This is a genomic window from Streptomyces sp. NPDC049597 (assembly GCF_040675505.1).
Classification (GTDB): domain Bacteria; phylum Actinomycetota; class Actinomycetes; order Streptomycetales; family Streptomycetaceae; genus Streptomyces.
The window spans coordinates 78,055-104,447 of sequence record NZ_JBFAOY010000008.1 but is presented as its reverse complement, the minus strand read 5'-3'; the positions used below and the strand labels follow the sequence as shown (position 1 = coordinate 104,447).

Annotated in this window: 24 protein-coding genes and 6 pseudogenes; 16 read left to right on the top strand and 14 right to left on the bottom strand. The window is 72.0% G+C overall.

The genetic code is table 11. The features are described from left to right. Nucleotides 1–10 precede the first annotated feature (10 nt). Nucleotides 11–619: a hypothetical protein gene (locus AB0K02_RS12155; protein WP_365992279.1), complete on the bottom strand. Its 609-nt coding sequence runs from the start codon at nucleotides 617–619 to the stop codon at nucleotides 11–13. A 521-nt stretch (nucleotides 620–1,140) separates the two neighbouring features. After that, entirely contained in the window at nucleotides 1,141–1,605 is a 465-nt protein-coding gene (locus AB0K02_RS12150) for a DUF6643 family protein (protein WP_365992278.1), read from the bottom strand. Nucleotides 1,606–1,856: 251 nt separating this feature from the next. Here AB0K02_RS12150 and AB0K02_RS12145 point away from each other — a divergent pair, with 251 nt between their 5' ends. Continuing rightward, nucleotides 1,857–3,137 carry a TerD family protein gene (locus AB0K02_RS12145; protein WP_365992277.1) on the top strand — a complete coding sequence of 427 codons (1,281 nt, stop codon included), beginning with the start codon at nucleotides 1,857–1,859 and terminating at the stop codon, nucleotides 3,135–3,137. Nucleotides 3,138–3,155: 18 nt separating this feature from the next. Here the strand turns inward: AB0K02_RS12145 and AB0K02_RS12140 are convergent, their stop codons facing one another. Beyond that, a complete protein-coding gene (locus AB0K02_RS12140; protein ID WP_365992276.1) occupies nucleotides 3,156–4,346 on the bottom strand; it encodes a glycosyltransferase in 1,191 nt (396 codons plus the stop codon). Between the two features lie 58 nt (nucleotides 4,347–4,404). On the opposite strand from AB0K02_RS12140, the gene AB0K02_RS12135 reads away from it, so the two are divergent. The 6 genes from AB0K02_RS12135 (at nucleotide 4,405) to AB0K02_RS12110 (ending at nucleotide 10,945) form a co-directional block, all read left to right on the top strand. Further along, nucleotides 4,405–5,193 carry an aspartate/glutamate racemase family protein gene (locus AB0K02_RS12135; protein WP_365992275.1) on the top strand — a complete coding sequence of 263 codons (789 nt, stop codon included), beginning with the start codon at nucleotides 4,405–4,407 and terminating at the stop codon, nucleotides 5,191–5,193. 103 nt (nucleotides 5,194–5,296) lie between these two features. Continuing rightward, nucleotides 5,297–5,857: a hypothetical protein gene (locus tag AB0K02_RS12130; RefSeq protein ID WP_365992274.1), complete on the top strand. Its 561-nt coding sequence runs from the start codon at nucleotides 5,297–5,299 to the stop codon at nucleotides 5,855–5,857. Between the two features lie 96 nt (nucleotides 5,858–5,953). Next, the gene (lnt, locus tag AB0K02_RS12125; protein ID WP_365992273.1) at nucleotides 5,954–7,576 is read left to right on the top strand and encodes an apolipoprotein N-acyltransferase; all 1,623 of its coding nucleotides are present in this window, start codon (nucleotides 5,954–5,956) and stop codon (nucleotides 7,574–7,576) included. Between the two features lie 43 nt (nucleotides 7,577–7,619). Beyond that, nucleotides 7,620–8,102, top strand: coding sequence for an NUDIX domain-containing protein (locus AB0K02_RS12120; RefSeq protein WP_365992272.1), 483 nt, complete (start codon nucleotides 7,620–7,622; stop codon nucleotides 8,100–8,102). 54 nt (nucleotides 8,103–8,156) lie between these two features. Further along, nucleotides 8,157–8,960: a 3-hydroxybutyrate dehydrogenase gene (locus tag AB0K02_RS12115; protein ID WP_365992271.1), complete on the top strand. Its 804-nt coding sequence runs from the start codon at nucleotides 8,157–8,159 to the stop codon at nucleotides 8,958–8,960. Nucleotides 8,961–9,043: 83 nt separating this feature from the next. Beyond that, nucleotides 9,044–10,945 (top strand): GAF domain-containing protein, encoded by a 1,902-nt coding sequence (locus AB0K02_RS12110; RefSeq protein ID WP_365992270.1) that lies wholly within the window; start codon nucleotides 9,044–9,046, stop codon nucleotides 10,943–10,945. Nucleotides 10,946–11,126: 181 nt separating this feature from the next. On the opposite strand, the gene AB0K02_RS12105 is transcribed toward AB0K02_RS12110, so the two are convergent. Then, nucleotides 11,127–12,518 (bottom strand): MFS transporter, encoded by a 1,392-nt coding sequence (locus tag AB0K02_RS12105; protein WP_365992269.1) that lies wholly within the window; start codon nucleotides 12,516–12,518, stop codon nucleotides 11,127–11,129. A gap of 272 nt (nucleotides 12,519–12,790) precedes the next feature. Here AB0K02_RS12105 and AB0K02_RS12100 point away from each other — a divergent pair. Together AB0K02_RS12100 and AB0K02_RS12095 are read left to right on the top strand one after the other, a co-directional pair. Continuing rightward, nucleotides 12,791–12,898 (top strand): annotated as a pseudogene (locus AB0K02_RS12100) (IS5/IS1182 family transposase); the annotation flags it as partial. A gap of 377 nt (nucleotides 12,899–13,275) precedes the next feature. Continuing rightward, a pseudogene (locus AB0K02_RS12095) lies at nucleotides 13,276–14,037 on the top strand (collagenase); the annotation flags it as partial. A 218-nt stretch (nucleotides 14,038–14,255) separates the two neighbouring features. Here the strand turns inward: AB0K02_RS12095 and AB0K02_RS12090 are convergent. Next, nucleotides 14,256–14,360: pseudogene (locus tag AB0K02_RS12090) on the bottom strand (ATP-binding protein); the annotation flags it as partial. Between the two features lie 63 nt (nucleotides 14,361–14,423). Here AB0K02_RS12090 and AB0K02_RS12085 point away from each other — a divergent pair. Next, nucleotides 14,424–14,869 (top strand): annotated as a pseudogene (locus AB0K02_RS12085) (sigma-70 family RNA polymerase sigma factor); the annotation flags it as partial. Nucleotides 14,870–14,922: 53 nt separating this feature from the next. Further along, nucleotides 14,923–15,297, top strand: a complete 375-nt coding sequence (locus AB0K02_RS12080; RefSeq protein WP_365992268.1) for a metalloregulator ArsR/SmtB family transcription factor — start codon at nucleotides 14,923–14,925, stop codon at nucleotides 15,295–15,297. A gap of 73 nt (nucleotides 15,298–15,370) precedes the next feature. Here the strand turns inward: AB0K02_RS12080 and AB0K02_RS12075 are convergent, their stop codons facing one another. From AB0K02_RS12075 to AB0K02_RS12065, 3 genes are read right to left on the bottom strand one after another with little or no spacing between them, the layout of a single operon-like run. Beyond that, nucleotides 15,371–16,426 (bottom strand): ArsO family NAD(P)H-dependent flavin-containing monooxygenase, encoded by a 1,056-nt coding sequence (locus tag AB0K02_RS12075; RefSeq protein WP_365992267.1) that lies wholly within the window; start codon nucleotides 16,424–16,426, stop codon nucleotides 15,371–15,373. Continuing rightward, complete coding sequence (locus tag AB0K02_RS12070; RefSeq protein ID WP_365992266.1) at nucleotides 16,423–17,193, bottom strand: aquaporin; 771 nt, start codon at nucleotides 17,191–17,193, stop codon at nucleotides 16,423–16,425. Before AB0K02_RS12070 ends, AB0K02_RS12075 begins: the two co-directional genes overlap by 4 nt. A gap of 36 nt (nucleotides 17,194–17,229) precedes the next feature. Next, nucleotides 17,230–17,538 carry a metalloregulator ArsR/SmtB family transcription factor gene (locus AB0K02_RS12065; protein ID WP_365992265.1) on the bottom strand — a complete coding sequence of 103 codons (309 nt, stop codon included), beginning with the start codon at nucleotides 17,536–17,538 and terminating at the stop codon, nucleotides 17,230–17,232. 91 nt (nucleotides 17,539–17,629) lie between these two features. Here AB0K02_RS12065 and AB0K02_RS12060 point away from each other — a divergent pair, with 91 nt between their 5' ends. Then, nucleotides 17,630–18,043 carry an arsenate reductase ArsC gene (locus AB0K02_RS12060; protein ID WP_365992264.1) on the top strand — a complete coding sequence of 138 codons (414 nt, stop codon included), beginning with the start codon at nucleotides 17,630–17,632 and terminating at the stop codon, nucleotides 18,041–18,043. A gap of 15 nt (nucleotides 18,044–18,058) precedes the next feature. Here the strand turns inward: AB0K02_RS12060 and AB0K02_RS12055 are convergent. The 3 genes and pseudogenes from AB0K02_RS12055 to AB0K02_RS12045 all read right to left on the bottom strand — a co-directional run. Continuing rightward, nucleotides 18,059–18,554 (bottom strand): annotated as a pseudogene (locus AB0K02_RS12055) (GyrI-like domain-containing protein); the annotation flags it as partial. A 265-nt stretch (nucleotides 18,555–18,819) separates the two neighbouring features. Further along, nucleotides 18,820–19,587: pseudogene (locus AB0K02_RS12050) on the bottom strand (peptidase dimerization domain-containing protein); the annotation flags it as partial. A gap of 85 nt (nucleotides 19,588–19,672) precedes the next feature. Then, nucleotides 19,673–20,092 carry a spore germination protein GerW family protein gene (locus tag AB0K02_RS12045; protein WP_365992263.1) on the bottom strand — a complete coding sequence of 140 codons (420 nt, stop codon included), beginning with the start codon at nucleotides 20,090–20,092 and terminating at the stop codon, nucleotides 19,673–19,675. Between the two features lie 338 nt (nucleotides 20,093–20,430). Between AB0K02_RS12045 and AB0K02_RS12040 the strand changes: the two genes are divergently transcribed. Next, nucleotides 20,431–21,135 (top strand): GNAT family N-acetyltransferase, encoded by a 705-nt coding sequence (locus tag AB0K02_RS12040; RefSeq protein ID WP_365992262.1) that lies wholly within the window; start codon nucleotides 20,431–20,433, stop codon nucleotides 21,133–21,135. Nucleotides 21,136–21,335: 200 nt separating this feature from the next. On the opposite strand, the gene AB0K02_RS12035 is transcribed toward AB0K02_RS12040, so the two are convergent. The 3 genes from AB0K02_RS12035 to AB0K02_RS12025 all read right to left on the bottom strand — a co-directional run bounded on the left by AB0K02_RS12035 (nucleotide 21,336) and on the right by AB0K02_RS12025 (nucleotide 22,940). Then, on the bottom strand, nucleotides 21,336–21,665 hold the full coding sequence (locus AB0K02_RS12035; RefSeq protein ID WP_365992261.1) for a sulfurtransferase TusA family protein: 330 nt from the start codon (nucleotides 21,663–21,665) through the stop codon (nucleotides 21,336–21,338). Next, nucleotides 21,665–22,336, bottom strand: a complete 672-nt coding sequence (locus tag AB0K02_RS12030) for a carbonic anhydrase (protein ID WP_365992260.1) — start codon at nucleotides 22,334–22,336, stop codon at nucleotides 21,665–21,667. Before AB0K02_RS12030 ends, AB0K02_RS12035 begins: the two co-directional genes overlap by 1 nt. Before the next feature lie 118 nt (nucleotides 22,337–22,454). Then, on the bottom strand, nucleotides 22,455–22,940 hold the full coding sequence (locus AB0K02_RS12025) for an Lrp/AsnC family transcriptional regulator (RefSeq protein ID WP_365992259.1): 486 nt from the start codon (nucleotides 22,938–22,940) through the stop codon (nucleotides 22,455–22,457). Between the two features lie 81 nt (nucleotides 22,941–23,021). On the opposite strand from AB0K02_RS12025, the gene AB0K02_RS12020 reads away from it, so the two are divergent. The 3 genes from AB0K02_RS12020 to AB0K02_RS12010 all read left to right on the top strand — a co-directional run bounded on the left by AB0K02_RS12020 (nucleotide 23,022) and on the right by AB0K02_RS12010 (nucleotide 26,291). Next, a complete protein-coding gene (locus AB0K02_RS12020) occupies nucleotides 23,022–24,269 on the top strand; it encodes a MalY/PatB family protein (RefSeq protein ID WP_365992258.1) in 1,248 nt (415 codons plus the stop codon). 246 nt (nucleotides 24,270–24,515) lie between these two features. Next, on the top strand, nucleotides 24,516–25,553 hold the full coding sequence (locus tag AB0K02_RS12015) for a PP2C family protein-serine/threonine phosphatase (protein WP_365992405.1): 1,038 nt from the start codon (nucleotides 24,516–24,518) through the stop codon (nucleotides 25,551–25,553). 78 nt (nucleotides 25,554–25,631) lie between these two features. After that, the gene (locus AB0K02_RS12010) at nucleotides 25,632–26,291 is read left to right on the top strand and encodes a TetR/AcrR family transcriptional regulator (RefSeq protein WP_365992257.1); all 660 of its coding nucleotides are present in this window, start codon (nucleotides 25,632–25,634) and stop codon (nucleotides 26,289–26,291) included. Nucleotides 26,292–26,393 lie beyond the last annotated feature (102 nt).

Here is a 26,393-nt window from a genome sequence, read left to right as displayed (position 1 = left end):
GACCGGCGGGTCAGCTGCCGGCGCCGGCCCGTCCCCAGTCCGGACCCACCGCGGCCCAGGCGCGGTCCAGGTCGGCGAATCTGCGCCGCACCAGCTGCCAGAGCACGATCCGTCGGGCGCATTCAACGAGCAGGCCGAAGGCCAGGGCGGCACCGATCCCGGCGAGCGCCGCGTGCCCGCGGGCCGTGCCGGGATCCATGGGGCGGGGAATCATGCGGCCCGAACCGTCGGTCCAGAGCGTGAACGTGGCGCCCGTGCGCGCGGACCGCAGATACGTCGTCACGGTCCCCGTCCGGCGGGTGCCGTCGGGCGCCGTCCACTCGGCCGCCACCGCTCGGCGCTGCTCGCTCGCGGCGGCGGACTCGGGGTCGAAGGCCGCGGGCCCCGCCACGGTGGCCGGTCCCAGGACCGTGGCCGTCGTGGCATGGCGCTGCTGGCGCTGGATCCGCACGGACTGCCGCAGCGACTCGTCCGTCAGCGTGCCGGTGATCCAGCCGACGACCGGGGCGGCCGTGACGAGGACAAGCGCCGCGACGAGGGCCACCCACGCCTCGGCGAGGTCCGTCGCACGGCGCAGGGGATTGTGCCGCCAGCGCCAGATTCCCGCTGCTGCTCGCACTGCTCGCCACCCCCTCCTGTGTCCGTGACAGCCCGATACGGCCCGGAACGAGCGAGGGTCGCGCGATGAGAGAGCAACGTCCCCTCCGTCGGCCCCCGTGCCCGTCGCGAGGACGTCCTCGCGATCAGTCCAACGCAGGGCGCTGCGCGAACGGTTCCCGCCGGAAGGCGATTTCCACAGATCGGGTGCCGGAGGGCTCGGCGGCATTCAGCGGCATTCAAGGGGAGCGGGTGGACCGATGTCCGGTACGGCGAGGTGCACCGGCGGCACGCGGGCGCACCTGGGCGAGGCGCTCCGGCACAGTGCCCCGGCGGCGTCTCGGCGCAGGGCCGACTCCGGTCGTGGACCGCCCCGTTGCACGAGAACCCCGGCCGACGAGTCGGCCGGGGTTCCACCAGTGGTCTCCCCGCATCCCCCGCGGCTCCGCCACCGACATGCCGGCTGCGGTGCGCTCCCTGCGTGGCGTGCCGCGTCGCGGCCTGGCCCGGGGGCGCGCCGTCACCGGCTGCGTCACTGTGCCGTCAGTACCCCCGTCCCTGATACGGGCGGTTGTACGGGTCGTCGTACGGCGCGGGCGACGGCGCGGGCCGTGCCGCGGCCGGGCGCATGGCCTCGTACCCGGTGGCGACCGGACGCGGCTGCTGCGGCTGGCCCTGGTACGGCGTGCCGGCGTAACCGGCGTACCCGCGGGGCGCCGACGCCTGCTGCGGGATGTACGGCGCGGGCGCGTGCTGCAGCGGTACGGGCTGCGGCGTCTGCTGCGGGTAGCCGTAGGCAGGGGCCGGTGACGGTGCCGCCGGGAGGGCGGGCAGGGCCGCGGGGAGCGCCGGCAGGTAGCTGCTGCCGGTGTCGTACGCGGCGGGCACTCGGATCGGTGCGATCTGAGGCGTGCCCCGCTCCGCGACCAGAGAGTCGTAGATCGGGGTGTCGGGGAACGACGGCGCGGAGTAGTAACCGCCGCCGTAGGTGGCGCGGGGGGAGGTCATGGCACATAAGTTAAGCCCACGATGTGCTGGTTGGGGAGCCCGATAAGAGGGTTGTTTCGACAGCGCTGAGTGACCATGGATCCCCAATTCGAGCGAATCAGGCAAAAACGGTCGCACCAGCGTCTCGTCTTCATGTAAAGGGCAAGCGTGGAGAGGGTTACCGACGGGTCGGGCACGATCAGGTGGACGTATGCGGAATAGGTTGACGATGAATGAACTTCCGGGCGCAGGAACCGGTGACGGGGGCGGTCATGTCGATGCTTAAGGGAGCCAACACCGCGGTGGGGGCGCAGCGCGTCCGCGTCGAACTGGGGTGGCGGCCGGGGCCGGGCGTTCCGGACATCGACGCCTCGGCGCTTCTCCTGGCCGGTGGAAAGGTCCGCTCCGACGCCGACTTCGTCTTCTACAACCAGCCCGCGCACGCCTCGGGAGCCGTGCGCCACGAGGGGAAGCGGACCGGTCAGGGCGCCGCCACCGACGTCGTCGCCGTCGATCTCGACCGCGTCGAGGCCACCATCGACCGGATCGTGCTGGCCGCGTCTGCCGACGGCGGCGCCTTCGGGCAGGTGCCCGGGCTGCACATCCGCGTCCTGGACGCGGCGTCCGGCGACGAGCTGGCCCGCTACGACAGCCAGGACGCCACCGTCGAGACGGCGTTCGTGCTCGGCGAGCTCTACCGGCGTCAAGGGGCTTGGAAGTTCCGCGCGGTCGGCCAGGGGTACGGCAGCGGACTCGAGGGCCTCGCCACGGACTTCGGCATCACTGTGGACGAGCCCCGCCGGCCACAGGCGCCCGCCGCGGCCGCGCCGCCGCACGCCCCGGCGCACGCAGCCGCGCCGCCCGTCGCGGCTCCGCCGCCGGCCCCTCCCGCCCCGCCCGCAGTGCCCCCGGCCCCGGTACGGCTCACCAAGGTCACCCTGACGAAGGAGGCCCCGTCCGTCTCCCTGACGAAGCAGGGCGGCACCTCGGGAGCGATGCGCGTGAACCTGAGCTGGCAGGTGCGCAAGCAGTTCCAGGGCTGGGGCGCCAAGCTCGGCCGCGCCGTCGCCATGCACGGCGACCTCGACCTCGACCTGTGCGCCCTGTACGAACTCACCGACGGACGCAAGGGAGTTGTCCAGGCATTGGGCAATGCCTTCGGCTCCCTGCACCAGCCGCCGTACATCCACCTCGACGGCGACGACCGCACCGGCGGCACCCCCGGCGAGAACCTCACCGTCAACCTCGACCACAAGAGCGCCCTGCGCAGGGTCGTGATCTTCGTGACGATCTACGAGGGCGCGCGGAGCTTCGCCGACCTCGACGCGACGGTGACGCTCCAGCCCCAGCACGGCGCCGCCATCGACTTCTCGCTCGGCGAGTGCACCGTGCCCTCCACGGTCTGCGCCCTCGCCCTCATCACGAACACCGGATCGGACCTCGTCGTCCAGCGCGAGGCCCGCTTCCTCGTGCCCGAGAGGGGAGTCAGCCCCCAGCGCACCGTCGACCACGCCTACGGCTGGGGCATGAACTGGACGCCGGGCAGGAAATGAGGCCCGCGAGGCGGGTGTTCAGCGTTCCGGCGCGGCCTCGGGCCGGGCGTAGGTACGCCCCTTCCAGGCCGCGCCCCGGCCCCGGTGGTGCTGGACCGCCGAGTCGACGGTCATCAGCAGGTACAGCAGCGCGGTGAACGGCAGGGCGGGCGCGAGCAGCAGCGGTTGGCGGTAGTGGCGCAGCATCGGCGCGTACGTCCCCGCCATCACCGCCCAGGCGAGTCCGGCCGTCCACGCGGCCACCGGGTCGCCCGCCGCCGTCGCGGCCGTCAGCACGACGGGCGGCGCCAGATACACCAGGGCGAGCCCCGCCACCGTGGCCGCCAGCACCAGCGGGTTGTGCCGCAGCTGCGCGTACGCGCTGCGGGACACCATCCGCCACAGGTCCGCGAGCCGCGGATACGGACGCACGCTGACCACCCGCTCCGCGAGACCCAGCCAGATCCGGCCGCCCGCGCGGCGCACCGCGCGCGCCAGCGAGACGTCGTCGATCACCGCATGCCGGATCGACGCCGGGACGTTCGCCCGCACCGCGGTGGCGGTGCGCAGCAGGGCGCACCCGCCGGCCGCGGCGGCCGTCCGCGCGCCGGCCGTGTTGATCCGGCGGAAGGGGTAGAGCTGGGCGAAGAAGTAGACGAACGCCGGGACCACCAGGCGCTCCCAGCCGCTCTCGACGCGCAGCCGCGCCATCTGGGACACCAGGTCGTACCCGCCCGTGCCGGCGTCGCCGTCCCCGTGGGCCGCGGCCACCAGCGCGCGCAGGCTGTCCGGCTCGTGGGCGATGTCCGCATCCGTCAGCAGCAGGAACTCGGGATCGTTCGCCCGGGCCAGGGCGATCCCGTGCCGCAGCGCCCACAGCTTCCCGGTCCAGCCCTGCTCCGGTTCTCCCGGCGTCACGACCCGCAGCGGCAGCCCGCCGTGCCGCTCGGCGAGAGCGCGCGCGACCTCGCCGGTGCCGTCGCCGCTGTTGTCGTCCACGAGCACGATCTCCGCGCGGCCCGGATACCGCTGGCCCAGCAGGGACGGCAGGCTGTCCGGCAGGACCGCGGCCTCGTCCCGCGCGGGCACCACGACGGCGACGTCGGGCCACACACCGGGGTCCTCGCTCCGGGGCAGGCGCTGATCGGTGCGCCAGAAGAAGCCCTGGCCGAGCAGCAGCCAGCACCACGCGGCCAGCGATCCGAGGGCGGTCCACGCAAGGGCGCTCATGCGCCGCAGTCTGCCCCACGCCGGCGGGCCCGGAGCGGCGGTCGACTATGGTGACCGGGTGAAGATCGCGCTCATGGACTCCGGGATCGGCCTCCTCGCAGCGGCCGCCGTCGTACGCCGACTGCGGCCCGACGCGGATCTGGTCCTTTCCTCGGCTCCCGACACCATGCCGTGGGGGCCCCGTACGCCCGACGAGGTCACCGAGCGCGCGCTCGCCGTGGCCCGCGCGGCGGCCGCCCACCGGCCCGACGCGCTGATCATCGCCTGCAACACCGCCTCGGTGCACGCTCTGCCCGCGATCCGTGCGGAGCTTGAGCCGGACCTCCCCGTCGTCGGGACCGTGCCCGCCATCAAGCCCGCCGCGGCAGGCGGCGGCCCGGTGGCCATCTGGGCCACCCCGGCGACCACGGGCAGCCCCTACCAGCGCGGGCTCATCGAGGACTTCGCCCACGCCGTCGACGTCACCGAGGTCCCCTGCCCCGGTCTCGCCGACGCCGTCGAGAGCGCGGACGAGGCGGCCATCGACCGGGCGATCGCTGCAGCGGCCGCCATCACCCCGCCTCACGTCAGCGCCGTCGTCCTCGGCTGCACCCACTACGAACTCGTCGGCGACCGCATCCGCGCGGCCGTCGCCGCCCAGGGCGACGGGGACGCCCTCGCCCTCCACGGCTCCGCGGACGCGGTCGCCGCCCAGGCCCTGCGCCGCAGCGGTGCCCTCCCCGCGCCCGATGCCGAGCCCCGCGGCCGGCTCACGGTGCTGCTCAGCGGCCGGGAGGCCGAGCTGCCTCCCGCCGCCCTCGCCTACGCCGAGGGGCGCCTGCTCCAGGCGGTCACCCCCGCGCTCTGAGCCGCCGCCCCGTCGGCCGGCCGGCGTGCCGCCCGCCAGTCGTCACTACCCTCCGTCACGCCCGGACGGTGCTGTGTACGAGGATGCTGGGTACCCTCCTCACATGAGGCACCAGTTCCGCCACATGGGGCCCACCGTCGAGCCCCTTCCCGAAGTCTGGACCGGCCGGGCGACCAATCGCCTGCAGTGGGTGCTCGCGGCCGCGGGCGCGGCCTGCCTCGCGCTCGGCATCAAGCTCGCCGTCTCCGCCAACTGGGAGGCGAGTATCACGGCCCTGCTGATGGCGGTGATCGGGTGCGTCGCGGCGGGCCTGCTGATGCTCTACGGGACCCTGGCCTTCGTCCACCTGGAAGTCACGATCGACCGGGAGGCCCTCGAGGTGCGCTGCGGCCATGTGGGCCTGCCGCGCAAGCGCATCCTCCTCAGCGAGGTCGTACAGGCGGACTACGACCCGAAGGTCACCCCGCACCAATGGGGCGGCTGGGGCTGCCGCTGGCGCCCCGAGAAGGGGACGGCGTGGGTGGTGCGGCGGGGCGAGGGAGTGGTCGTGACACTGGCGTGCGGCGACACGTTCACGGTGACCGTCGACAACGCCGAGACGGCCGTGCGCGTCATCCGGGACCGCCTCACCCGGTCGAACACCGACCCCCTGTCGCAGGTCTGAACCCGGGCCGATCGCGTGGAGCACGGTCGTGCCGTCCCCGTCGCGCACGGTGACCGCGCTGCCGGACACACAGGGCACCGCCGTAGACTCCGGCACGTGAGCGCCACCATCACCCCAGTCGACACCCCGCAGCCCGCCCGCGCGGCCGGCCGCCCGCGGATACGGCGGTTCGTACGGCCCGCAGCCGCGGCCCTGTCCGGGGCGCTGCTCTACCTGAGCTTCCCGCCGAGGCCCCTGTGGTGGCTGGCTCTCCCCGCGTTCGCGCTGCTCGGCTGGACCCTGCGCGGGCGGCGGCCGCGGGCCGCGCTGGGCCTCGGCTGGCTGACCGGCCTCGGCTTCCTGCTCCCCCTGCTCGTCTGGACCGGCGAGGAGGTCGGCGCGGTCCCGTGGCTGGCGCTCGCCGCCGTCGAGGCGCTGTTCGTCGCGGTGACCTGTGTGGGCATGGCGGCCGTCTCGCGCCTGCCCGCGTGGCCGGTGTGGGGCGCGGCGGTGTGGATCGCCGGAGAGGCGGCCCGCGCGCGGATGCCGTTCGGCGGCTTCCCCTGGGGCAAGATCGCGTTCGGGCAGGCGGACGGTCTCTTCCTGCCGCTGGCCGCCGTCGGCGGCACTCCTCTGCTGAGCTTCGCCGTCGTGCTGTGCGGACTGGGACTGTACGCAACGGTGCGGGAGGTGGCGGCGCGCCGCCGCACCGCCGCCGTGCGGCGCGGGACGGCGGCCGCCGCGCTGCTGGCCCTCGTGCTGCCGCTCGTGGGAGCCCTGTGCGCCCGGCCGCTCGTCGACGACGCCGCCGAGGACGGCACCGCCACCGTCGCCGCCATCCAGGGCAACGTGCCGCGCCTCGGTCTCGACTTCAACGCTCAGCGCCGGGCGGTCCTCGACAACCACGCGCGGCGCACCGAGCAGCTGGCCGACGACGTGGCGGCGGGCAAGGTGCCCAAACCCGATTTCGTCCTGTGGCCGGAGAACTCCTCCGACCTCGACCCCTACCGCAACGCCGACGCCCGCCTCGTCATCGACGACGCCGTCAGGGCCGTCGGCGTCCCGACCGTCGTCGGCGCCGTGCTCACCCCGGAGACGGGCACGCTCCGCAACACGCTGATCGAGTGGGACCCGCGCCGGGGCCCCGTCGACACCTACGACAAGCGCCACGTCCAGCCGTTCGGCGAGTACATCCCGCTGCGTCCGCTCGTACGGTTGCTCAACTCCGACGTGGACCGCGTCAGCCGCGACTTCGGTCCGGGGCAGGAGGTCGGCGTCTTCGACCTGGCGGGAACGCGGGTCGGGCTCGTCACCTGCTTCGAGGCGGCGTTCGACGACGCGGCCCGCGACACCGTCACCCATGGGGCCCAGCTCATCTCCGTCCCCAGCAACAACGCCACCTTCGGCCGCAGCGAGATGACCTACCAGCAGCTGGCCATGTCGCGCGTACGGGCCGTGGAGCACAGCCGGTCCGTCGTCGTCCCCGTGACCAGCGGCGTCAGCGCCGTGATCATGCCGGACGGCGAGATCGTCCAGGAGACGCGCATGTTCACGCCCGACGCGCTCGTCGCCGAGGTGCCGCTGCGCTCCTCCCTGACGCCCGCCACCCGGCTCGGCGTCTGGCCCGAGGTGGCCCTGCTGCTCCTCGCGGCCGCCGCTGTGGGCAAGGCCGTCACCGATGCCGTACGCGAACGGCGCGGGCGCGCGGCCGCTGCGGTGGAGCAGGGCGCCGGCTCCTGACGTCTCCGGACGGCACCGGGGGCCGCCCGCTAGGGTCGCGGGCATGGGCACGCCTGACTTCATCCGTGACATCCGGGCCACCGCAGGCCACCAGCTGCTGCTCCTGCCGGGGGTGAGCGCCGTCGTGCTCGACGACGAGGGGCGCGTGCTGCTCGGCAGACGCGCGGACACCGGCAAGTGGTCGGTCATCGGCGGCATCCCCGAGCCGGGGGAGGAGCCGGCCAGGACCGCGGAGCGCGAGGTGTTCGAGGAGACGGCCGTACGGTGCGTCGCCGAGCGGGTCGTCCTCGTGCAGGCGCTGCCCGAGCCGGTCACCTATCCCAACGGGGACCGCTGCCAGTACATGGACATCACCATGCGCTGCCGGGCGGTCGGCGGCGAGGCCCGGGTCAACGACGAGGAGTCGCTCGAGGTGGGCTGGTTCCCGGTCGACTCGCTGCCGGAACTCAAGGAGTTCGCCCTGTTCCGGATCAAGCAGGCGCTGACCGAGGGACCAGCATGGTTCCACCCCACCATCGAGCAGTGAAGTATGGGCGTTGACCACATCGGTGGGGGAGTGATCGCTGCCTAGGGTGCACACATGACCGCGCCCCTCACCTCAGGTCCCGCAGAGCCCTCCGTCTCCCTCGACCTCGGCGGCCGCACCGCCCTGGTCACCGGTGCCGCGGGCGGCATCGGCCACGCCTGCGCGCTGCGGCTCGCGGCCGCGGGCGCGAAGGTCAGAGCCGTCGACCGCGACGCCGAGGGGCTGGCCGCGCTGGTGGAGCGGGCCGACGGACTCGCCGGCGCCGTCGAGGCGCGGGTGCTCGACCTCACCGACCTCGACGCCGCAGAGGCCGCCGCCGCGGGCGCGGACATCCTCGTCAACAACGCCGGACTGCAACTGGTCCGCCCCATCGAGGAGTTCCCGCCGGACGTCTTCCACACCGTGCTCACCGTCATGCTGGAAGCACCGTTCCGCCTGATCAGGGGCGCGCTGCCGCACATGTACGCGCAGGGCTGGGGGCGGATCGTCAACATCTCCTCCGTACACGGGCTGCGGGCCTCCGCCTTCAAGTCCGCCTATGTGGCCGCCAAACACGGACTGGAGGGGCTGTCCAAGACCGCGGCCCTCGAAGGCGCACCCCACGGAGTGACGTCGGTGTGCGTCAATCCGGGCTATGTGCGCACGCCCCTGGTCGAGAAGCAGATCGCCGACCAGGCGGCCGCACACTCCCTGCCCGAGGACCGCGTCCTGACCGACGTCCTCCTCAAGGACTCGGCGATCAAGCGCCTCATCGAGACCGACGAGGTCGCCGAGGCCGTCCTGTACCTCTGCTCGCCGCAGGCCTCGTTCATCACCGGCACCTCCCTGTCCCTCGACGGCGGATGGACCGCCCACTGACGGCGGGCGCAGCCGCCGACGGCGGCCGCCCGGTCGTCCACAGGGCTGGCGCGACCCCGCCCGCGACGGGTAATCCTGTGTCCATGTCCCTGGATCAAGCCGCCTACCTGGAACTCCTCGCCCGCGGCGCCGCAGTCGAGGCCTACGACAGGCCCGTCCTGCTCGCGCGGGCCGACGGCGCCGACGCCGCGTCGCTCGCCGCCGTCGAGCACGCCAAGCAGCTCGCGCTGCGGGTCCGTGCCGAGCTGGAGGGCCGCAGGCGGCGGGAGGCGGAGCTGTCCGCGCTCTTCGAGACGGCGCACGACCTGGCCGGTCTGCGCGACCTCGACGCCGTGCTGCGCGCGATCGTGCAGCGCGCCCGTTCCCTCCTGGGCACCGAGGTCGCCTACCTGAGCCTCAACGACCCCGTCGCCGGTGACACCTACATGCGGGTCACCGAGGGGTCGGTCTCGGCGCGCTTCCAGCAGGTGAGGCTCGGCATGGGGGAGGGCCTCGGCGGCCTCGTCGCACAGACCGCCCGCCCCTATGTGACCGAGAGCTACTTCGAGGACGCCCGGTTCGCGCACACCGGGCCGATCGACGCGGCGGTCAAGGACGAGGGGCTCGTCGCCATCCTCGGCGTGCCGCTGACGCTCGGCAGCCAGGTCATCGGCGTGCTGTTCGCCGCGGACCGCCGCGCCCGCGTCTTCGAGCGGGAACAGGTCGCGCTGCTCGCCTCGTTCGCCGCACACGCCGCCGTGGCCATCGACACGGCGAACCTGCTCGCCGAGACACGCTCCGCCCTGTCCGAGCTGGAGCGGGCCCACGCGATCATCCAGGAGCACAGCGGCGTCATCGAGCGCGCGTCGGAGGTGCACGACCGGCTCACCGAACTGGTGCTGCGCGGCGGCGGTGTCGACGACGTGGCCGCCGCGCTCTCCGAAGTGCTGGACGGCACGGTCGAGTTCACCGAGCACGGCCCACAGCTCACCGCGGCGGACGGCCGCGCGGGCCGCCACGGCGACGACTGGGTCGCCGAAGTCTCCGCGAGCGGTGAGGTGTTCGGCGCCCTCGTGCTGCGCGGCCACCCCGACCTCGACCCCGTCGACCAGCGCACCCTGGAGCGGGCCGCCATGGTCACCTCGCTGCTCCTGCTCGCCCGGCGATCGGCGCACGACGCCGAACAGCGCGTACGGGGCGAGCTGCTGGACGACCTGCTGGACGCGCCGGACCGCGACCCCCGCCTGCTGCGGGAGCGCGCGGCGCGGCTGGGCGCCGACCTGGACGTGCCCCACGTCGTGCTGGCGGCGCGGATCGACGGCCACCCGGACACCGGCTCCGCGGCGGGCCCCGAGTCGGCCGCGCGGGAGAGCGCGGACCGGCAGCGGCTGTGGTCGGCCGCATCGCACCTGGCCGCGACCCGTTGCGGCCTCGCCGCCGCACGGGACGGCGGCACCGTCCTGCTCCTCCCGCTCGGCCCCGACGACACCCCGGCCTCCCTCGCCCGCCAGACCGCCCGCCAACTGGCGGGCACACTGCGCGAGTCGGTGACCGTCGGGGCCTCGTCCCCGGTGGCCTCCCCGGCCGGCGACCCCGCTCCGATATCCGGCGCCTACGAGCAGGCGCGGCGCTGCCTGGACGCGCTGCGCCTGCTCGGCCGCTCCGGACAGGGTGCGGCCGCCGAGGACCTCGGGTTCCTCGGGCTGCTGCTGGCCGACCCGGGCGACATCGACGGCTTCGTGCACCGCACGATCGGCGAGGTGGTCGCGTACGACAGGCGCCGCGGCACGGACCTGGTCGGCACTCTCGACGCGTACTTCGCCAGCGGCATGAGCCCGGCCCGCACCAAGGACGACCTCCACGTCCATGTGAACACGGTCGCCCAGCGGCTCGAGCGCATCGGCCGGCTCCTGGGCCCCGACTGGCAGACGCCCGCCCGCGCCCTGGAGATCCAGCTGGCCCTGCGGCTGTACGGGATGTCCTCGGCGGTGGCGCACCGGGAATGACGCCGGCGGCTCCCGCCGGCGCTCTTGCGGCCGCAGCGCGCCCTGCGCCCCTCCCTCGAAGCCCCGCGCTTCCTGTGCCCTGCACGCCGAGCCCGTCCGCTCCGGGTCTGCGCGCGACACGAAGCCGCGCGGGACCGATGTGGTCCCGCGCGGCTCCGGTGTGGTGCGCAGCAGGTGCGGCTCAGGCGGTACGGGCGGCATCCGCCGACGGGGAGGACACGGAGTCCGTGGGGCTGTCGGAGGCGGGCTCCACGTCGTGGAGGCTCCGGTGCCTGGTCTCCTTGGCGCATCCGATGGCCACCACGGTGAGCAGGGCGGCGGCGATGACGTACAGGGCGATCGGCGTCGACGAGTCGTATTCGGCGAGGAGGGCGGTCGCGATGAGCGGCGCGGGGGCCCCGGCGGCGACGGAGGAGAACTGTGCGCCGATGGACGCCCCGGAGTAGCGCATGCGCGTCGCGAACATCTCGGAGAAGAACGCCGCCTGCGGCGCGTACATCGCCCCGTGCAGCACCAGACCGACGGTCACGGCCAGCAGCAGCGAACCGAAGCTGCCCTGGTCGATCAGCGTGAAGAAGGGGAACATCCAGGCACCGACGCCGATGGCGCCGATGAGGTAGACGGGCCGGCGGCCGATCCGGTCCGAGAGCGCGCCCCAGAGCGGGATCACCGCGAAGTGGACGGCCGAGCCGATGAGTACGGCGTTGAGCGCGGTCTGCTTGCTCATCTCCACCGCGGTCGTCGCGTACACGAGGATGAACGCGGTGATCACGTAGTAGCTGATGTTCTCCGCCATGCGCGCGCCCATGGCCACCAGCACATCGCGCCAGTGGTGGCGCAGCACGGCGACGAGCGGCATCTTCTCGACCTGACCGGCGGCTGCCTTGCGCTGCTCGGCCTGGGCCAGGGCGGCCTTGAAGACAGGCGATTCATCGACAGAGAGACGAATCCACAGGCCGACGATCACGAGGACACCGGAGAGCAGGAACGGGATCCGCCATCCCCACGAGGTGAACGCGGCGTCCGAGAGCAGTGCGGTGAGCGCGGAGAGCACGCCCGTCGCGAGCAGCTGCCCGGCCGGCGCGCCGGTCTGCGGCCACGACGCCCAGAAACCGCGCCGGCCCGCGTCGCCGTGCTCGGACACGAGCAGGACGGCCCCGCCCCACTCGCCGCCGAGGGCGAAGCCCTGCACGAGACGGAGGACGGTGAGCAGCACGGGCGCCGCGGTCCCGATGGTCGCGTGTGTGGGCAGCAGCCCGATCGCGAACGTGGCCCCGCCCATCATCAGCAGGCTGAGCACCAGCAGCTTCTTGCGTCCGAGCCGGTCACCGTAGTGTCCGAACACGAGCGCCCCGAGCGGCCGGGCGGCGAAGCCGACCGCGTAGGTGAGGAAGGACAGCAGGGTGCCGACGAGAGGGTCGGACTCGGGGAAGAAGAGCGTGTTGAACACCAGCGCGGCGGCCGAGCCGTACAGGAAGAAGTCGTACCACTCGATGGTGGTGCCGATGAGGCTCGCGGCGACGATGCGCTTGAGCGAGTTCGGCGCTGGTGGAGCGGTTTGTGCGGCGGCCATGTACACCACTTCCGGACGGTTGGCGGGGACGATTCCGTATCGCCACACCGTAGAAACACGCAGGTCACGGGCACATGTGGTGGGACACCATAGTTCTGTGGACGGGGGTGCGTGCGCCCACCATGGGGCGGTGTGGGGGTCTCCCCGGCATCACCGCGAGATCGGTCGATTTTCGACGAGCTGCTGCGGCTACGGTGACTTCCCCTGGGTTGCCGTAGCCGGTAGACGATCGGTCATCGCCGGGGGAGAAGCCGCATGACTTCCGCGCCGGCCAGACCAACCTGACCATGCGGCAACTCACGCCGCTGTTCGGGGCCTCCACGTCCGCAGCCGACCGCGTCATCGACCACCTCGGGCCGTCGCTCGCCCTGCAGCCACAGGTACTCGGCCCATGCGTGCCACTGCCGTTCCCCTGCCCCATGGCGAACGGGAGCGCGGTCGTCAGGCGCATGCGCTGCCCCGGAGCGACGAAATGGACTCGACGCGTCCCTGTCAGAAACATTGAAAAGCCATGTGACATGTGCCATTTTACAGCGTCAGCCCGTCGCGGACGGGACCCCCCAACTCCCATCCCCAGGAGTGAATCTTGCGTGCCATGGCCGTCGCCACCGCCCTGCTCATAGCCGCCGTCGCGGCATCTCCCGCCCAGGCCTCCCAGGCCGATCCCAAGCCGGACCACGTCTTCGCGGACCCGGGCCAGCGCCCGGCCCACGGCAATGTCAAAGGCGCTCCCGGCGCGACCGGGACCACCGGCGGCAAGCTGGAATCGCGCATCCTGCCGATCGTCCACAACTGCAGTCCGACGCTGCGGATCCGGGCCCAGGAGATGACCGCCGCCCAGCTGACGGCGACCTGCGCGAGTCTGGCCAACCAGGACGCTTACTTCCACGGCGTCGTCAAGGACTCGGGGCCGGTCGCGAACGACTACAACACCACCCTGGAGGTCTATGTCTTCAACTCAAGCGCCGACTACAAGGCCTACGCGGGGAGGATCTACGGCATCGACACCAACAACGGCGGCATGTACCTGGAGGGAGACCCCGCCAAGACGGGCAACCAGCCGCGGTTCATATGTTATGAGCGCACCGACGTGAGCCCCGGCTGGCAGATCTGGAACCTCAACCACGAGTACACCCACTACCTCGACGGCCGCTTCGACCTGTACGGCGACTTCAGCGCCAGCCAGACCACCCCCACCGTGTGGTGGGGCGAGGGCATCGCGGAGTACATCTCCTACTCCTACCGCGGCGTCACCTACGCCAGCGCGGTGGCCGAGGCCGGCAAGCACACGTACTCCCTGCGCACGCTGTTCGACACCACCTACGCCAACAGCGACGTCAACCGCACCTACAACTGGGGCTACCTCGCCGCCCGCTACATGGTCGAAAGGCACCCGGCCGACGTCGCCACCGTGCTCGGCCACTACCGCACCGGAAACTGGACCGCCGCGCGTGCCTTCCTCACCTCGCTGAACTACGAGAGCGACTGGAACACCTGGCTGACGGCCGTGGCGGCGGGCGCCTGACCCGTACGCCTGCTACGGGCCCAACTCCCCCGCAAAGGCACCGAGGCGACCGTCGGCGGCCACGGTGCGAGGTGGGGTGAGCCCTTCAACAGGCCGTCGGTCTTCGCGTGAAGCGCGGTCGCGAGGGAGCCCAACTCTGTCTTGCCGCAATGACGTTGGGCTCCCTCACCTCATGCGCGCGGTCGATCTCTTGGCGTCGATCATCTGGTTTGCCGGGCGGTGACCGGGACCGTGCTGTCCGCAGGGGTGTGCCGGAGAGCGTTGGACATGAGGTTGCCCAAGGCCTGGCGCATCCTCACCGGGGCGGCGTTCAGCCAAAGGCCGGGGCGGGTGAGGTTGCCCGGGCCCCACCGCCGGTCGCCGCCCCAAGTCGCCTCGGCCTGTTCGACGGTCACCATGACCAACTCGTGCGCCTCGCGGTCCTTCTGGGGGCCGAGCAGGACGCCGAGGACGTCGTCGCCGAGACATTCTGCGTGCTGCACCGCCGCTGGTATCGACTCCGGGCGCCGGAGGCCGCTGCGGCATACCTTCGATCTGTGGTGTGCAACTCGTGCGGATGCGCATACGGCGCCTGCAGGTCTCCCGACGGCATGCCGGCGTGGAGGTGTCCGACGTCGCCTCCGCCGAATCGACGGCGTTGACGCATGAGGATCAGCGGCAGGTCGTCGCCGCGCTGAAGAGCCTGCCTGGCCGGCAGCGTGAGGCATTGGTTCTCCGCTACTGGATGGACCTGAAGGAAAGGGAGATCGCCGAGGCGATGGGTATCAGTGCGGGTGCGGTGAAATCGCACATCTCCCGAGGGATGCACGCGCTGTCGCGGGCCATGGCTCCCTGGTACGACCCTCGCCACTCTGGTTCGACATGTGTCAACATAGACGCATGTCGAATGCGAAGGTGCTGCCGCTGCTGGAACCCGACGGCCAGGGTGTGGCACCGTGCTGCCCGCCGCTCACCGAGCGCCCCTTCACCGCGGAGGAGGCCGAGACGGCCGCACGGATGTTCAAGGCGCTGGGTGATCCGGTGCGGCTCCGGCTGTTCTCGGCGGTCGCCTCGCACGAGGGCGGGGAAGCGTGCGTGTGCGACATCTCCGACGTCGGGGTCTCACAGCCGACCGTGTCCCACCACCTGAAGAAGCTCAAGGACGCCGGTCTGCTGACGTCCGAGCGGCGCGGCACCTGGGTGTACTACCGGGTCGAGCCGTCGGTACTGGCCGCGATGGGCAAGCTGCTGACCGTGTCCCCGGCCGCGTCCTGAGGGCGAGCGGGACACGCGCGCCGTTGGCCGCCTGGCCGGCGGCCAACCGAGCCCATCCCCACGCCCCGCGGGCCTACGCGAGCAGGGCAGCGATCTCGCGTGCAGCCTCGCGGGCGGGGCGGCCGACGCCGATGAGGGTGGCGGAGGCCGGGCCGGTCCAGTCGCCGTAGCCGAGCAGGTGCAGGCGCGGCTCGTCCACGGCCCGTGTGCCCGCGGTGGCGATGCGGCCGCGTCGACCGCGCAGCTGGAGCGGGGCGAGAGGGGCGAGGGCGGCACGGAAGCCGGTGCACCAGATGACCGCATCGGCCTCGGCGCGGGTGCCGTCAGCCCATTCGACGCCGCCGGGGACGAGGCGGGTGAACATCGGGCTCGCTGTGAGCAGGCCGCGGTCGCGTGCCTCGCGGACCGGCCCCACTGCCACGATGTCGCCCAGGGAGGCGACTCCGCCTGTGTCGGTGCGTCGTTCCTCGAGGGCGCGGCGGCGGGCGGTGGCCGCGTCGAAGAGGGCGCGGCCGTCGATGTCGTCGGCCAGGTAGCGGGGCGGGCGCTGGGTGACCCAGGTCAGCTCGGTGTCATGGGCGAGGTCGGCGGCGATCTGGGCGCCCGAGTTGCCTCCGCCGACCACCATCACGCGCAGGCCCGCGAAGTCCTGCGGGCTGCGGTAGCCGACGGTGTGCAGCTGACGGCCCCCGAAGTCCCCCCGCCCTGGGACGGCGGGGAGGAAGGGGCGCCACCACGTGCCGGTCGCGCTGATCACGGCGCGGGCGCGCCAGTGGCCTGAGTCGGTTTCCACGCGCAGGAGCCGACCGTCCCGGTGGACACCGAGAACGCGTACCGGCCTCTCGACGGGAAGCTCGTACCGCTTCTCGTAGTCGGCGAGGTACTCCACGACGTGCTGTGCGTCGGGGTACTCCTGTCCGGGCTGTGGTGGCATGAGGCGGCCGGGCAGTGAGGAGTAGGCGGCCGGGGAGAACAGGTGGAGGGAGTCCCAGGCGTGCTGCCAGGCGCCTCCCGCTGTGGCCGGGGCGTCGAGGATGACGAAGTCGAGGCCGAGACGGCGCAGGTGGTATCCGGCGGCGAGCCCGGACTGGCCGCCGCCGATCACCACCACCTGGGAGGCGCGCGTCACTCGGCGGTGTCCCGCCCGGGCGCGAAGACGAGGGCGACCAGTGCCAGTCCGACCACGGCGCCGATCAGCTGCATGCTGATGAATCCCACGAGGGAACCGGGTGCGATGCCCGCGAACGTGTCGCTGAAGGTGCGGCCGATGGTCACCGCCGGGTTCGCGAAGGACGTGGAGGAGGTGAACCAGTACGCGGCCCCGATGTAGGAGGCGACCGCCACGGGGGCGTACCGCAGCTGGTCGGTGCGGGCCAGGCCGAAGATCAGCAGGATCAGACCCGCCGTGGCGACCACCTCGCCCAGCAGCAGATGTCCCGCCGACCGGTCGTGCGTGGACCACTCCACCAGCGCCTTGCCGAACATCGCGTCCGCCAGGACCGCGCCCGCGATCGCACCGACGATCTGCGCCGGGACGTAGACGACGACCTCGCGGAGCGTCACGCCCGCCCCGCCGCGCCTGGCCGTCCACCACTCGGCCAGCGTGACCACGGGATTGAAGTGCGCGCCGGAGACCGGGCCCAGCAGCAGAATCAGAACGCCGAGGCCGAAGACCGTGGCCAGGGAGTTGGCCAGCAGCTGCACGCCGACGTCCTGGGTCAGCTCGGTGGCCTGGATACCGGAGCCGATCACCACCGCCACGAGGGCCGCGGTGCCGACGAGTTCGGCGGCGGCCCGAGCGGTCAGCGGCCTGCGCGGCGGGGTGGCGCCCGGAGCGGGCTGCGGCTCGGCGGAAGACATCGCCGATTCCGCGGCGGACTCGTGGGTGGCGGTCAACAGGACTCCTTGGTGCGGTCGCCGGGGCGGCGAGGGTCAGGGGCAGGACCGCTTGTTGTCGGCGGCGGTGCGGGCGGACTCGGCAAGGCCGGCGAACTGGCCCGCGAGGGAGGCGATGACGTCGGGCCTGAGCCGGTAGTAGGTGAACCGGCCGCACGGCTCCGTCTCGACGACCCCGGCCTCGCGCAGCACTCTCAGGTGGTTGGAGAGGTTGGTCTGCCGGGCACCCGTCTCCTCCACGAGGTGGGTGGTGCACAGCATCTCTTTGGCGAGCAGGGTCACGATCTGGAGCCTGAGCGGGTCCGCCAGCACCCGGATCAGGTCAGTGTCGACTGACGTCATCATGGACTGATACTGTCACATCAGTGGTGGCTGACACCACCAGGTGCTGATGTCATTCACTCCTGATGCCGTCGCGAGACAAGAGAGACCTCTGATGTCCGACAAGCCCTCCGTGCTCTTCGTCTGTGTCCACAACGCGGGCCGTTCCCAGATGGCCGCGGCGTGGCTCACCCACCTGGCCGGGGACCGCGTCGAGGTCCGCTCCGCCGGCTCCGACCCGGGCGCCCACGTCAACCCGGCCGCCGTCGAGGCCATGGCCGAGGTCGGCATCGACATCTCCGCCGAGGTGCCGAAGATGCTCACCGTGGACGCGGTCAAGGAATCGGACGTCTGCATCACCATGGGCTGCGGCGACACCTGCCCGGTCTTCCCCGGCAAGCGGTACCTCGACTGGCAGCTGGAGGACCCGGCGGGACAGGGCGTCGAGGCCGTGCGGCCGATCCGGGACGAGATCAAGGTGCTGGTCGAGGGCCTGATCAAGGAGATCGCGCCGGATCCCCAGGCATGAGCACGGCGGCGGAACGTTCGACGGAAACCACTCGGTGAAGACGTCCCGCCACAACTCCTGGATGGCCTGCGGCACCGGCCCTGAGGTGGTGAAGACCGCCCAGGCACCGGACAGGACGGCCAACGCGGCCGTGCCCTCGGGAGCGACCACGGAGGTGACCACGCCGTGGTAGTAGTCGAGTTCGGTGCCCTCGGCGCGGCTGGGGTCCAGGTCGTCGCAGACGGCGACGATGCCGTGCGGCTCCTGGTCCGACAGCTTCTCCAGGCGCTCCAGTGCCTGCGGGTCGATTCCGCGGACGAAGTCCGTGATCGCCTGGTTCGGCCCCGCACGCACCAGCGGTAAACGGGCCTTGAGCCCGACGACGGTGAAGTCCGCCTTGCCCACAACGCGTTGTCATCTGTCGCATACTGCTGCTTCCCTCGACGGTGAGGCGGAAGGCCATCCGGGACTGGGAGCTGAGCGCGGCGCCGGTACGCCGGGCCTCGCCGGGTCCGACGCCGTGCATGCCACGGCGGCCCGGCTCGCTCCCTTTGGTGAGCAGTAGCCCCGCTTCATCGGGGCCCCACTCCATCCTCGGCAGCGCCCCGGCTCCCGTTGGCCGGTGTGCCGGTGACTGGTTTTCGGACCGGACACCGAAGCAGGGTCGTCGCCGCAGTCGTGCGGATCGCGAGGGCCCCGGGAGCACTCGGAGGAGCCTGCCCGGCCGTTCCGGCAGTCTGCCGGAACGTCCGGGCAGGACGAGGTCCTCGGGTCTCCCGAAGGCGCATTGCCGCCCGTCAGCTCAGGAAGCGGGAGAACATCCGGTACATGAACGCCGCCCCCTGCCGCAGCGCCTCGACGTAGATCCGTTCGTCGTTGCCGTGCATCGCGATGAGCTGGTCGTTGTCGAGTACGTAGGGGTAGACGCCGTATCCGGGGATGCCGCGCTCGCGCCACGGCGCCAGGCTGGTGCCTGCTTCGAACAGGGCAGGTGCGAATACCGTGCCGGGATAGGTCTCGCCGGCCGCGCCGGCGAGCGCACGGTACAGCGGAGTCTCGATGTCGGCCGGCGGCGTCGCCCATCTCTCGTCGAGTTCGTCGAGGTACTGCTCCTCGGTCCTGCCGGCCGGGGTGGCCAGTGTCACCTGGACGCCGCGGGCGGCTGTCATCTCGCGGATCTGCGCGAGGAACTCGCGAGGCTTCTGCCCGCCGGGAATGCCACGGCAGTTGATCCGGGCGTGCGCCGAGGACGGGATCACGTTTTCCTTGTAGCCGGAGTCCTCGATGACGAACGCGTGCGTGGTCCGGAGCAGGGCACGGTGCAGCCACGGGTAGGAGGACTTCGACACAACGACGCGCGCGGCCCGTTCCCGCGCGTTCTGGTCGCGCGCGCAGAGCATGAGCCTGATGGCGTGGGCGAACTCCGCGTTGCCGCTCGCCTTCGCCAGCGCCGTGAAGTACTCGCGCGTCACCGCGGTCAGGTGCACCGGCGCGAGCCAGCTGCCGAGTGCGGCGACCGCCCGGGACAGCGTCACGATTGCGGCGTCGGGATGGGGCTTGGAGGAGTGTGTGGCGGTCCGTCCCGCCTCTGTACGGCCGGAGTCGGCGACCTCGGCGTCCGGGCCGCCGCACCCGTGCTGTGCGTGGGCTTCAGCGCATGCGGCGCCTGGCGATGCGGCGGACGAGGCGCGGGACGAGGACGGCTGCCATCAGGGTGGCGAGCGGGGCGATGACGTCCGCCCACGGGCCCCGGATGGGTTTGTACGTGGCGGTGTCGTCCGTGATTTCGATGAAGCCGCAGGGGCGGGCTGTGGCTCCGCCGCCTCCTCCGCCGCCCTCGCCGGTCTTGGCGGTGCCGGTCTCGTGTCCGGCACCGCCGCCGAAGCCGAAGCCGATCGCGGCCACCGGGATGACGGTGACATTGCCGCGGGTCACGGGTTCGCCGTAGACGGCGGTCACCGAGGCCCGGGCGCCGAGTTTGCCGGCCAGGCGCTCGAGAAGGGTGACGGAGGCGTTCGCGGCGTTCGTGTTCGCGGGGACGGCCGGTTGCGTGGGGTCGGGGGTGGTCATCGGGTCTCTCCCTGGTCGGTGCGTACGGCGGTGCCGACCGTATGGCCGCTCAAGGCGCCGCCCAAGGGGACATGCGGAGAAGAGGCCCGCGGCGAGAAGCCGTCGGCAAGGGGAAGCCGGCGGTTCACGGCGCTGCCCTGGCCGGACGCGGCGGTGGACCCGGGGCAGCCCGCGTCGCGTCGCCCTTCAGGCGCATGTCTATGATCGCAACCCTTACCGGGCTCAGCGCAGACAGCGGGGTCGGCTCGAACTCGCGGCGCCTGCCCAGTCGGCAGCGCCGCCTGGCGTCGAGTGGCCTCGGTGCCTGACTTCCGGCACGACAGGAGAGGTACAGCACGATGGTGAACGGCGACGCCCTGGTACTCGACGACCCGGTGGGCGAGTCACTCCGCGGGCACCACGCACATGTCGCGCGGCGACTCGGCCGGGCTGCCACCTATCTGCCGGGAGTCGCGACCTTCTCCTCGGTCTCCGCCGACGCGGACGCGGCGGAATGGGCAGACCTGGCCCGCATACTCGGTCCGGGTGAACTCGCCGACATGTTCAGCTGTCCGGCCGTTCCTCCGCCGGGCTGGGAGCCGGTCTTCAGCCTCGAGGGCCGCCAGATGATCTGGCCCGGCAGCGGCGTCCCCGAGCAGCCTCGTACCGGGACCGGCGCCCTTGTGGTCGAACTGGGCGCGGACAGTGTGCCCGAGATGCTCGACCTCGTCGCGCGGACCCGACCGGGGCCGTTCTGGCCGCGTACCCACGAACTCGGCACCTACCTCGGCATCCGTGACAACGGCACGCTGGTGGCGATGGCGGGTGAACGGCTGCGGCCGCCGGGCTGGACCGAGATCAGCGTTGTCTGCACCGCTCCCGAGGCGCGCGGGCAAGGCCACGCCGCCCGCCTGGTCAGTGCGCTCGTCGCGCGTATCGTGGCTCGCGACGAACGTCCCTTCCTGCACGTGGCCGAGGCGAACACCGGTGCGATCGCACTCTACGAGCGGCTCGGTTTCAAGCTCCGCAAGCACGTGACCTTTCAGGGGTTCCGCACTCCGTGACGGCCCGACCAGGGCGAGAGCGGCGGATCGCCGCCGCGGCGCCCACGAATCGCGCCGACATCCCGCTCGTAGGCGGGCTCACCGGGTGTGAAGGCACCCTTCAGGTTTTGAAGGCACCGCTCACGCTGCCGGCTGCCACGCGGCCGATGGCGGCCAGGGGTCGCCCACACCTGGCGGCCGGCCTGCGACGTGAGCGGAGATCACAGCTCCCCGCCGCCGCCCGGCTTCACGGAGCCGGGCCGGACCGGGCGCCACGGCGCGTCCGGCTGGGTGGAGAGCGCCTCGGCGGTCAGCCGGAGGGCGTACACCTGCTGTGCCCCGGGGACGGGGCCGAGGTAGGTGTGGCCGGTCAGGTGGCACCAGGCCGGTAGGTCGAGCGGGGCGGCGGGGTCGGTGGCGATGACATGGACGACGGTGCCCGCCGGTGCGCCGTCGATCTGCTTGCGGAGGCGGATCAGGAGAGTGACGCAGAGCAGGCCGGTGCCGTCGACGGTCAGGTCGGCTTCGGCGGGCAGGGGCGGACGGTTCATCAGCCGGTCGTGGTCGAGGCGGTGTCGGTGCGCAGTGGCCGGTCCGCGGGCAGGTCCAGGCCGCGGAAGGTGATCGGGCGGGCGGTGCCTTCGGCGAGGCGATAGGACAGCCCGACAACCGCGGTGCGTCCGGAGGCGACCTGGTCGGCCAGTTCCCGGGAGCGGTCCATGAGGAAGTCGACGGTGTGCTGGACGTGTGTGGCGATGAAGCCGTCGTCCTCGCTCACGCCGGCGGCTTGAGCGGCCAGCACACTGGGGGTCACCCGCTCGATCACGTCCCGCAGGTGTCCTCGGGCGACCGTGCCGTCCGCCACGGCGGCGCGGGTCGCAGCGACCGCCCCGCAGGCGTCGTGGCCGAGGACCACGACCAGCGGGCAGCCCAGCACACTCACGCCGTATTCGATGCTGCCCAGGACCTCCGGTCCCGCAGCGTGCCCGGCGGTGCGCACCACGAACAGGTCTCCCAGACCCTGATCGAAGATGATCTCGGCGGCCAGCCGTGAGTCCGAGCATCCGAGCAGCACGGCGAACGGGTGCTGGGCGGGAACGATGTCGGCGCGGCGGGCGGCATCCTGATTGGGGTGGCGAGGGGTGCCGGCGGCGAAGCGTCGGTTGCCGGCCAGAAGCAGATCGAGGGCTTCGCGCGGGGTGCCAGGGGCGATGTCACTCATGTCCGCAGGCTACGACCGAATCCGGCCCGGCGATCAACCGGGGGCAGCGTTCGATGGGTGTGGTCGGTTTTTCGATGGGCGTGGTCGGGCTTCCCGTCGGCAGACCTGCCGGTCGCGGTCAACGGGCGGAAGCCGGTGTCGCCACCTCACGCGGCGGCCGTCCCGGCAAGGGCCGCGGGTGGACGGCCTGCTTCATCACGATGGTCGAGGTGAGGCCGCGGACCCCCGGCAGGTGGATGAGCACGGACTCATAGAGGTGCTGGTAGGACGGCAGGTCGGCGCTGACCACGCGGATCAGGTAGTCCGGTTCGCCGAACAGTCTCTGTGCCTCGACGACCTCGGGGATGTCGGCGAGCGCGGCGTCGAATTCCGTCACGGCGTCGGGCCGGCTGAGCGTGGCGAAGAGCAGCACCTCGAACCCGTATCCGAGGGCCGCGGCATCGACGACGGCACGGTAGCCGCAGATGACCCCGGCCGTCTCCAGTTCACGGACGCGTCGCTGGCACCTGGAGACGCTGAGCCGGACCCGCTCGGCCAGATCGGTGAGCGTGATCCGCCCCTCGGCCTGAAGGATGGCAACAATTTTGCGGTCAGTGGAGTCCACGAGCAAAATTCTAGCGCCGAGCCGCCTCACATGGGCAAAGCTCGTGAACATTTTGCGCGCTGTCGTGGCTAGCATCCAGCTATGGCAACCGACTTCACCCCCCTGGGTCAGGCGCGACAGGACGGCGCCGCGGGAACGACGGGATCGGTTTTCGACACCGTCGTGGACCGCAGGAACTCCAACTCCATGAAGTGGGCCTGTGCCCGTCAACTCCTGGCCGCCGACGAGGCCGCGGCCGACCCGCTGCCGATGTGGGTCGCCGACACCGACTTCAAGGCCCCCCAGGCCGTGATCGACGCGCTCCACCGGGCCGTGGACCACGGAGTCTTCGGATATCCCGGCGGCGCGCTGGACAGCTACGTCGACGCCGTGACCGGCTGGCAGGCCAAGCGGTTCGGCTGGGCGGTGCCGCGAGAGTGGGTGCTGCAGACCGCGGGCGTCATCACCACGCTCAAGACGGCGGTGCAGGCGTTCTCCGCGCCGGGCGATTCCGTCCTGATCCAGCCGCCGGTTTACGCCCACTTCCACAACGACGTCCTGCTCAACGGCCGCCACCTCGCGCTCGCCCCGCTGGAGCGGACGGACGACGGCTACCGGTTCGACGCCCGGACGTTCGAGGCGGCCATCCGGCCCGACACCAAGCTGTTCATCCTCAGCCACCCCCACAACCCCACCGGGAACGTCTGGACCGAGGACGAACTCAGGGCCATGGGCGAGATCTGCGCCCGGAACGGCGTCCTGGTCATCTCCGACGAGATCCACCAGGACCTCGTCATCAACCCGGCCAGGAAGCACATCCCGTTCGCTTCCCTCGGTGAGGAGTTCGCGCGAAACAGCATCACCTGCACGGCCCCCAGCAAGACGTTCAACCTCCCCGGCCTGCAGAGCGCCAACGTCTTCGTCCCCGACCCGAGGCTGCGCGAGGAACTGGCCCGCCAGTACGACCGCAATATGTTCCCGCTGGTCAACGTGCTGGGCATGGTCGCGGCCGAGGCCGCCTACGCACACGGTGAGCCGTGGCTGGAGGAGCTGCTCACCTACCTGCGCGGCAACCACGCGCACTTCGCTCAAGCGGTCAACAGCGCGACCTCGCAGGTGCGAGTGCTGCCGGCCGACTCCCTCTACCTGGCATGGATGGACTGTCGCGCCCTGGGGATGGACGCCGAGTCGCTTGACAAGTTCATGCTCACGAAGGCGCGCCTGTGGCTGGACAAGGGGCAGAAGTTCGGGGCCGAGGGCCACGGCTACATGCGGGTGAACCTGGGCTGCCCGCGCTCCACGGTCGACGAAGCCGTACGGCGGCTGGTCTCGGCCGTCGGGGATCTGTGAACACGGAAGGCCGCGGCATCCCCGCGCGCCGGGCGGCTGCCGCTGCGGGACACGGCGGCCCGGGCAGCGCCGGCCGGGCGGGCTGGTGATCCCTGCAAGCGGCTGATCGGCGGACACGGGTTCTGTGCCGTCACGGATCGATGTCCTGATCATCCCGATATGATCGGTTCTGTGATCACGTCAGGCCGACTCCGGCGCCGCCACCATGCGTACAGTGGCCCGCGCGAAGCCGTACTGCTGTCACCGGTGATCGTCACCGTCCTCGTCGCCGGCCTGGCGTTCTCCACTCCGAGGGAGATCGCCTTCAGTCGCCTCCTGCCCGCAGCGCCCGCCCTCGCGGCCGCGTTGTGGCCCGTGCTCCCGACGGTCCTCCTGGGGGCGTTCTGCCTGCTGATCATGATCAGCCTCAGCTTCTTCTACACCGATCTGGGGACGCCGTACACGGCTGCCGCGATCGTCGCCGTCACCCTGGCGGCCGCCTATGCGAGCCATCTCCGGCTCCAGCGAGAGGAGACGCTCTTCCAGGTACGGCTCGTCGCCGACGCGGCCCAGAAGGTGCTGCTGCGTCCCCTGCCGCACCGCATCCAGGACGTCGAAATCGAGTCGCTGTATCTGGCGGCCCAGGAGCAGGCCCGGATCGGAGGCGACTTCTACGAGGCGGCCGACACGCCGTACGGAGTCCGGCTGCTCATCGGCGACGTGCGCGGCAAGGGCCTGTCGGCGGTGGGAGCGGCCGCGGCGGTGATCAACTGCTTCAGGGAGAACGCGTACGACCAGCCCGACCTGAGGGGCATCATCCATCGCCTGCAGACCACCATCGCCCGCTACAGTGCCGCGATCCCCGCTGATGACCAGCCGGAACACTTCGCCACCGCTCTGATCGCCGAGATCCCGCACGGCAGCGGGCACGTCAGGATCCTCAACTGCGGGCATCCGCCCCCGGTGTTCGTGCGCGCCGGGGAGGTCCACGTTCTCGATCCCAGTCTTGCCTCGACACCCCTCAATCTCTCGGCGCTCCTCGGAGACCACTACTACGTGGACACCGTCGCCTTCGTCCCGGGTGATCAGATGCTGCTCTACACGGACGGCGTGACGGAGACCCGCGACCGCACCGGGGAGTTCTTCCCGCTGCCGGACTGGATGCGACAGCACGGCGCGGCGCCGCCCCGTGAGCTGCTGGACCGGCTGCACGGGGACCTGCTCCACTACGGCGGCGGAAGGATCGACGACGACGTCGCGGCCCTCGCCGTGCGCTGCCGGCACACATCGGGCCAGGAGCACTAGGCAGGCATCAGTCCGGACAAGGCCCGGGCGCGACGAAGTCGCGGCTCCGTGTCGCCCGTCTCCTCTAGAGTCGGCCGTATGACGCAGGCACCGGCCCACCACCGCGGCACGCGGTCCCGTGACGCGATACTCGACAGCGCAGCCGACCTGATGTCCCGCCACGGCTACGCCGCCACGTCCATCTCGATGGTCTCCGCCGCCTGCGGTCTGCCGGTCAGTTCGATCTACTGGCACTTCGGCAGCAAGGACGGGATCTACGTCGCGGTGCTGGAGCGAGCCAGGACCGTGCTGCTGGCGGCCCTGCCCCCGGCCGATGTGCCGGGCGCCGACGTGGCGCAGCGTCTGGACACCTTTCTCGTGGAGGTCGCCGACGCGTTCCAGCGTCACCCGCACGGTGTGAAACTGCTGTTGGGTCTGGGCACGGTGCAGCAGGACGCCAGTGCGGCAGCCGTGGCCGAGGTGCGTCGGTACCGCGACGCGCTGGTGGCCTGGGCCCGTGACGCGGTGAGTTCCGTCTTCTCCTTGCGTGACCGCCCGGAGGTGGCGGACGAGTTGGCGCGCTTCACGCTGAGGACGGCGAGCGGGACCGCCGTGGCCCGTTGGTTCGAGCCGGACACGGTCTTGGAGACCGGACCGCTGCGCGTGGCGTTGCTGGCGCTGGCCGCCCACCACGGCGTTCCGGTGCGGGGCGTCCCGGGCGGGGACGCCCCGCCGCGCGGGATCACGACCAGGGAGTGACGACCCCGTACGTGCCGCCCGGACCGGCGGTGCGCCGGGGCGTCCGGGCCTGCCGCAGCGTCCGGCGCCCGTCCCGGAGCAGGAGCGGAGCGATTGCCGATG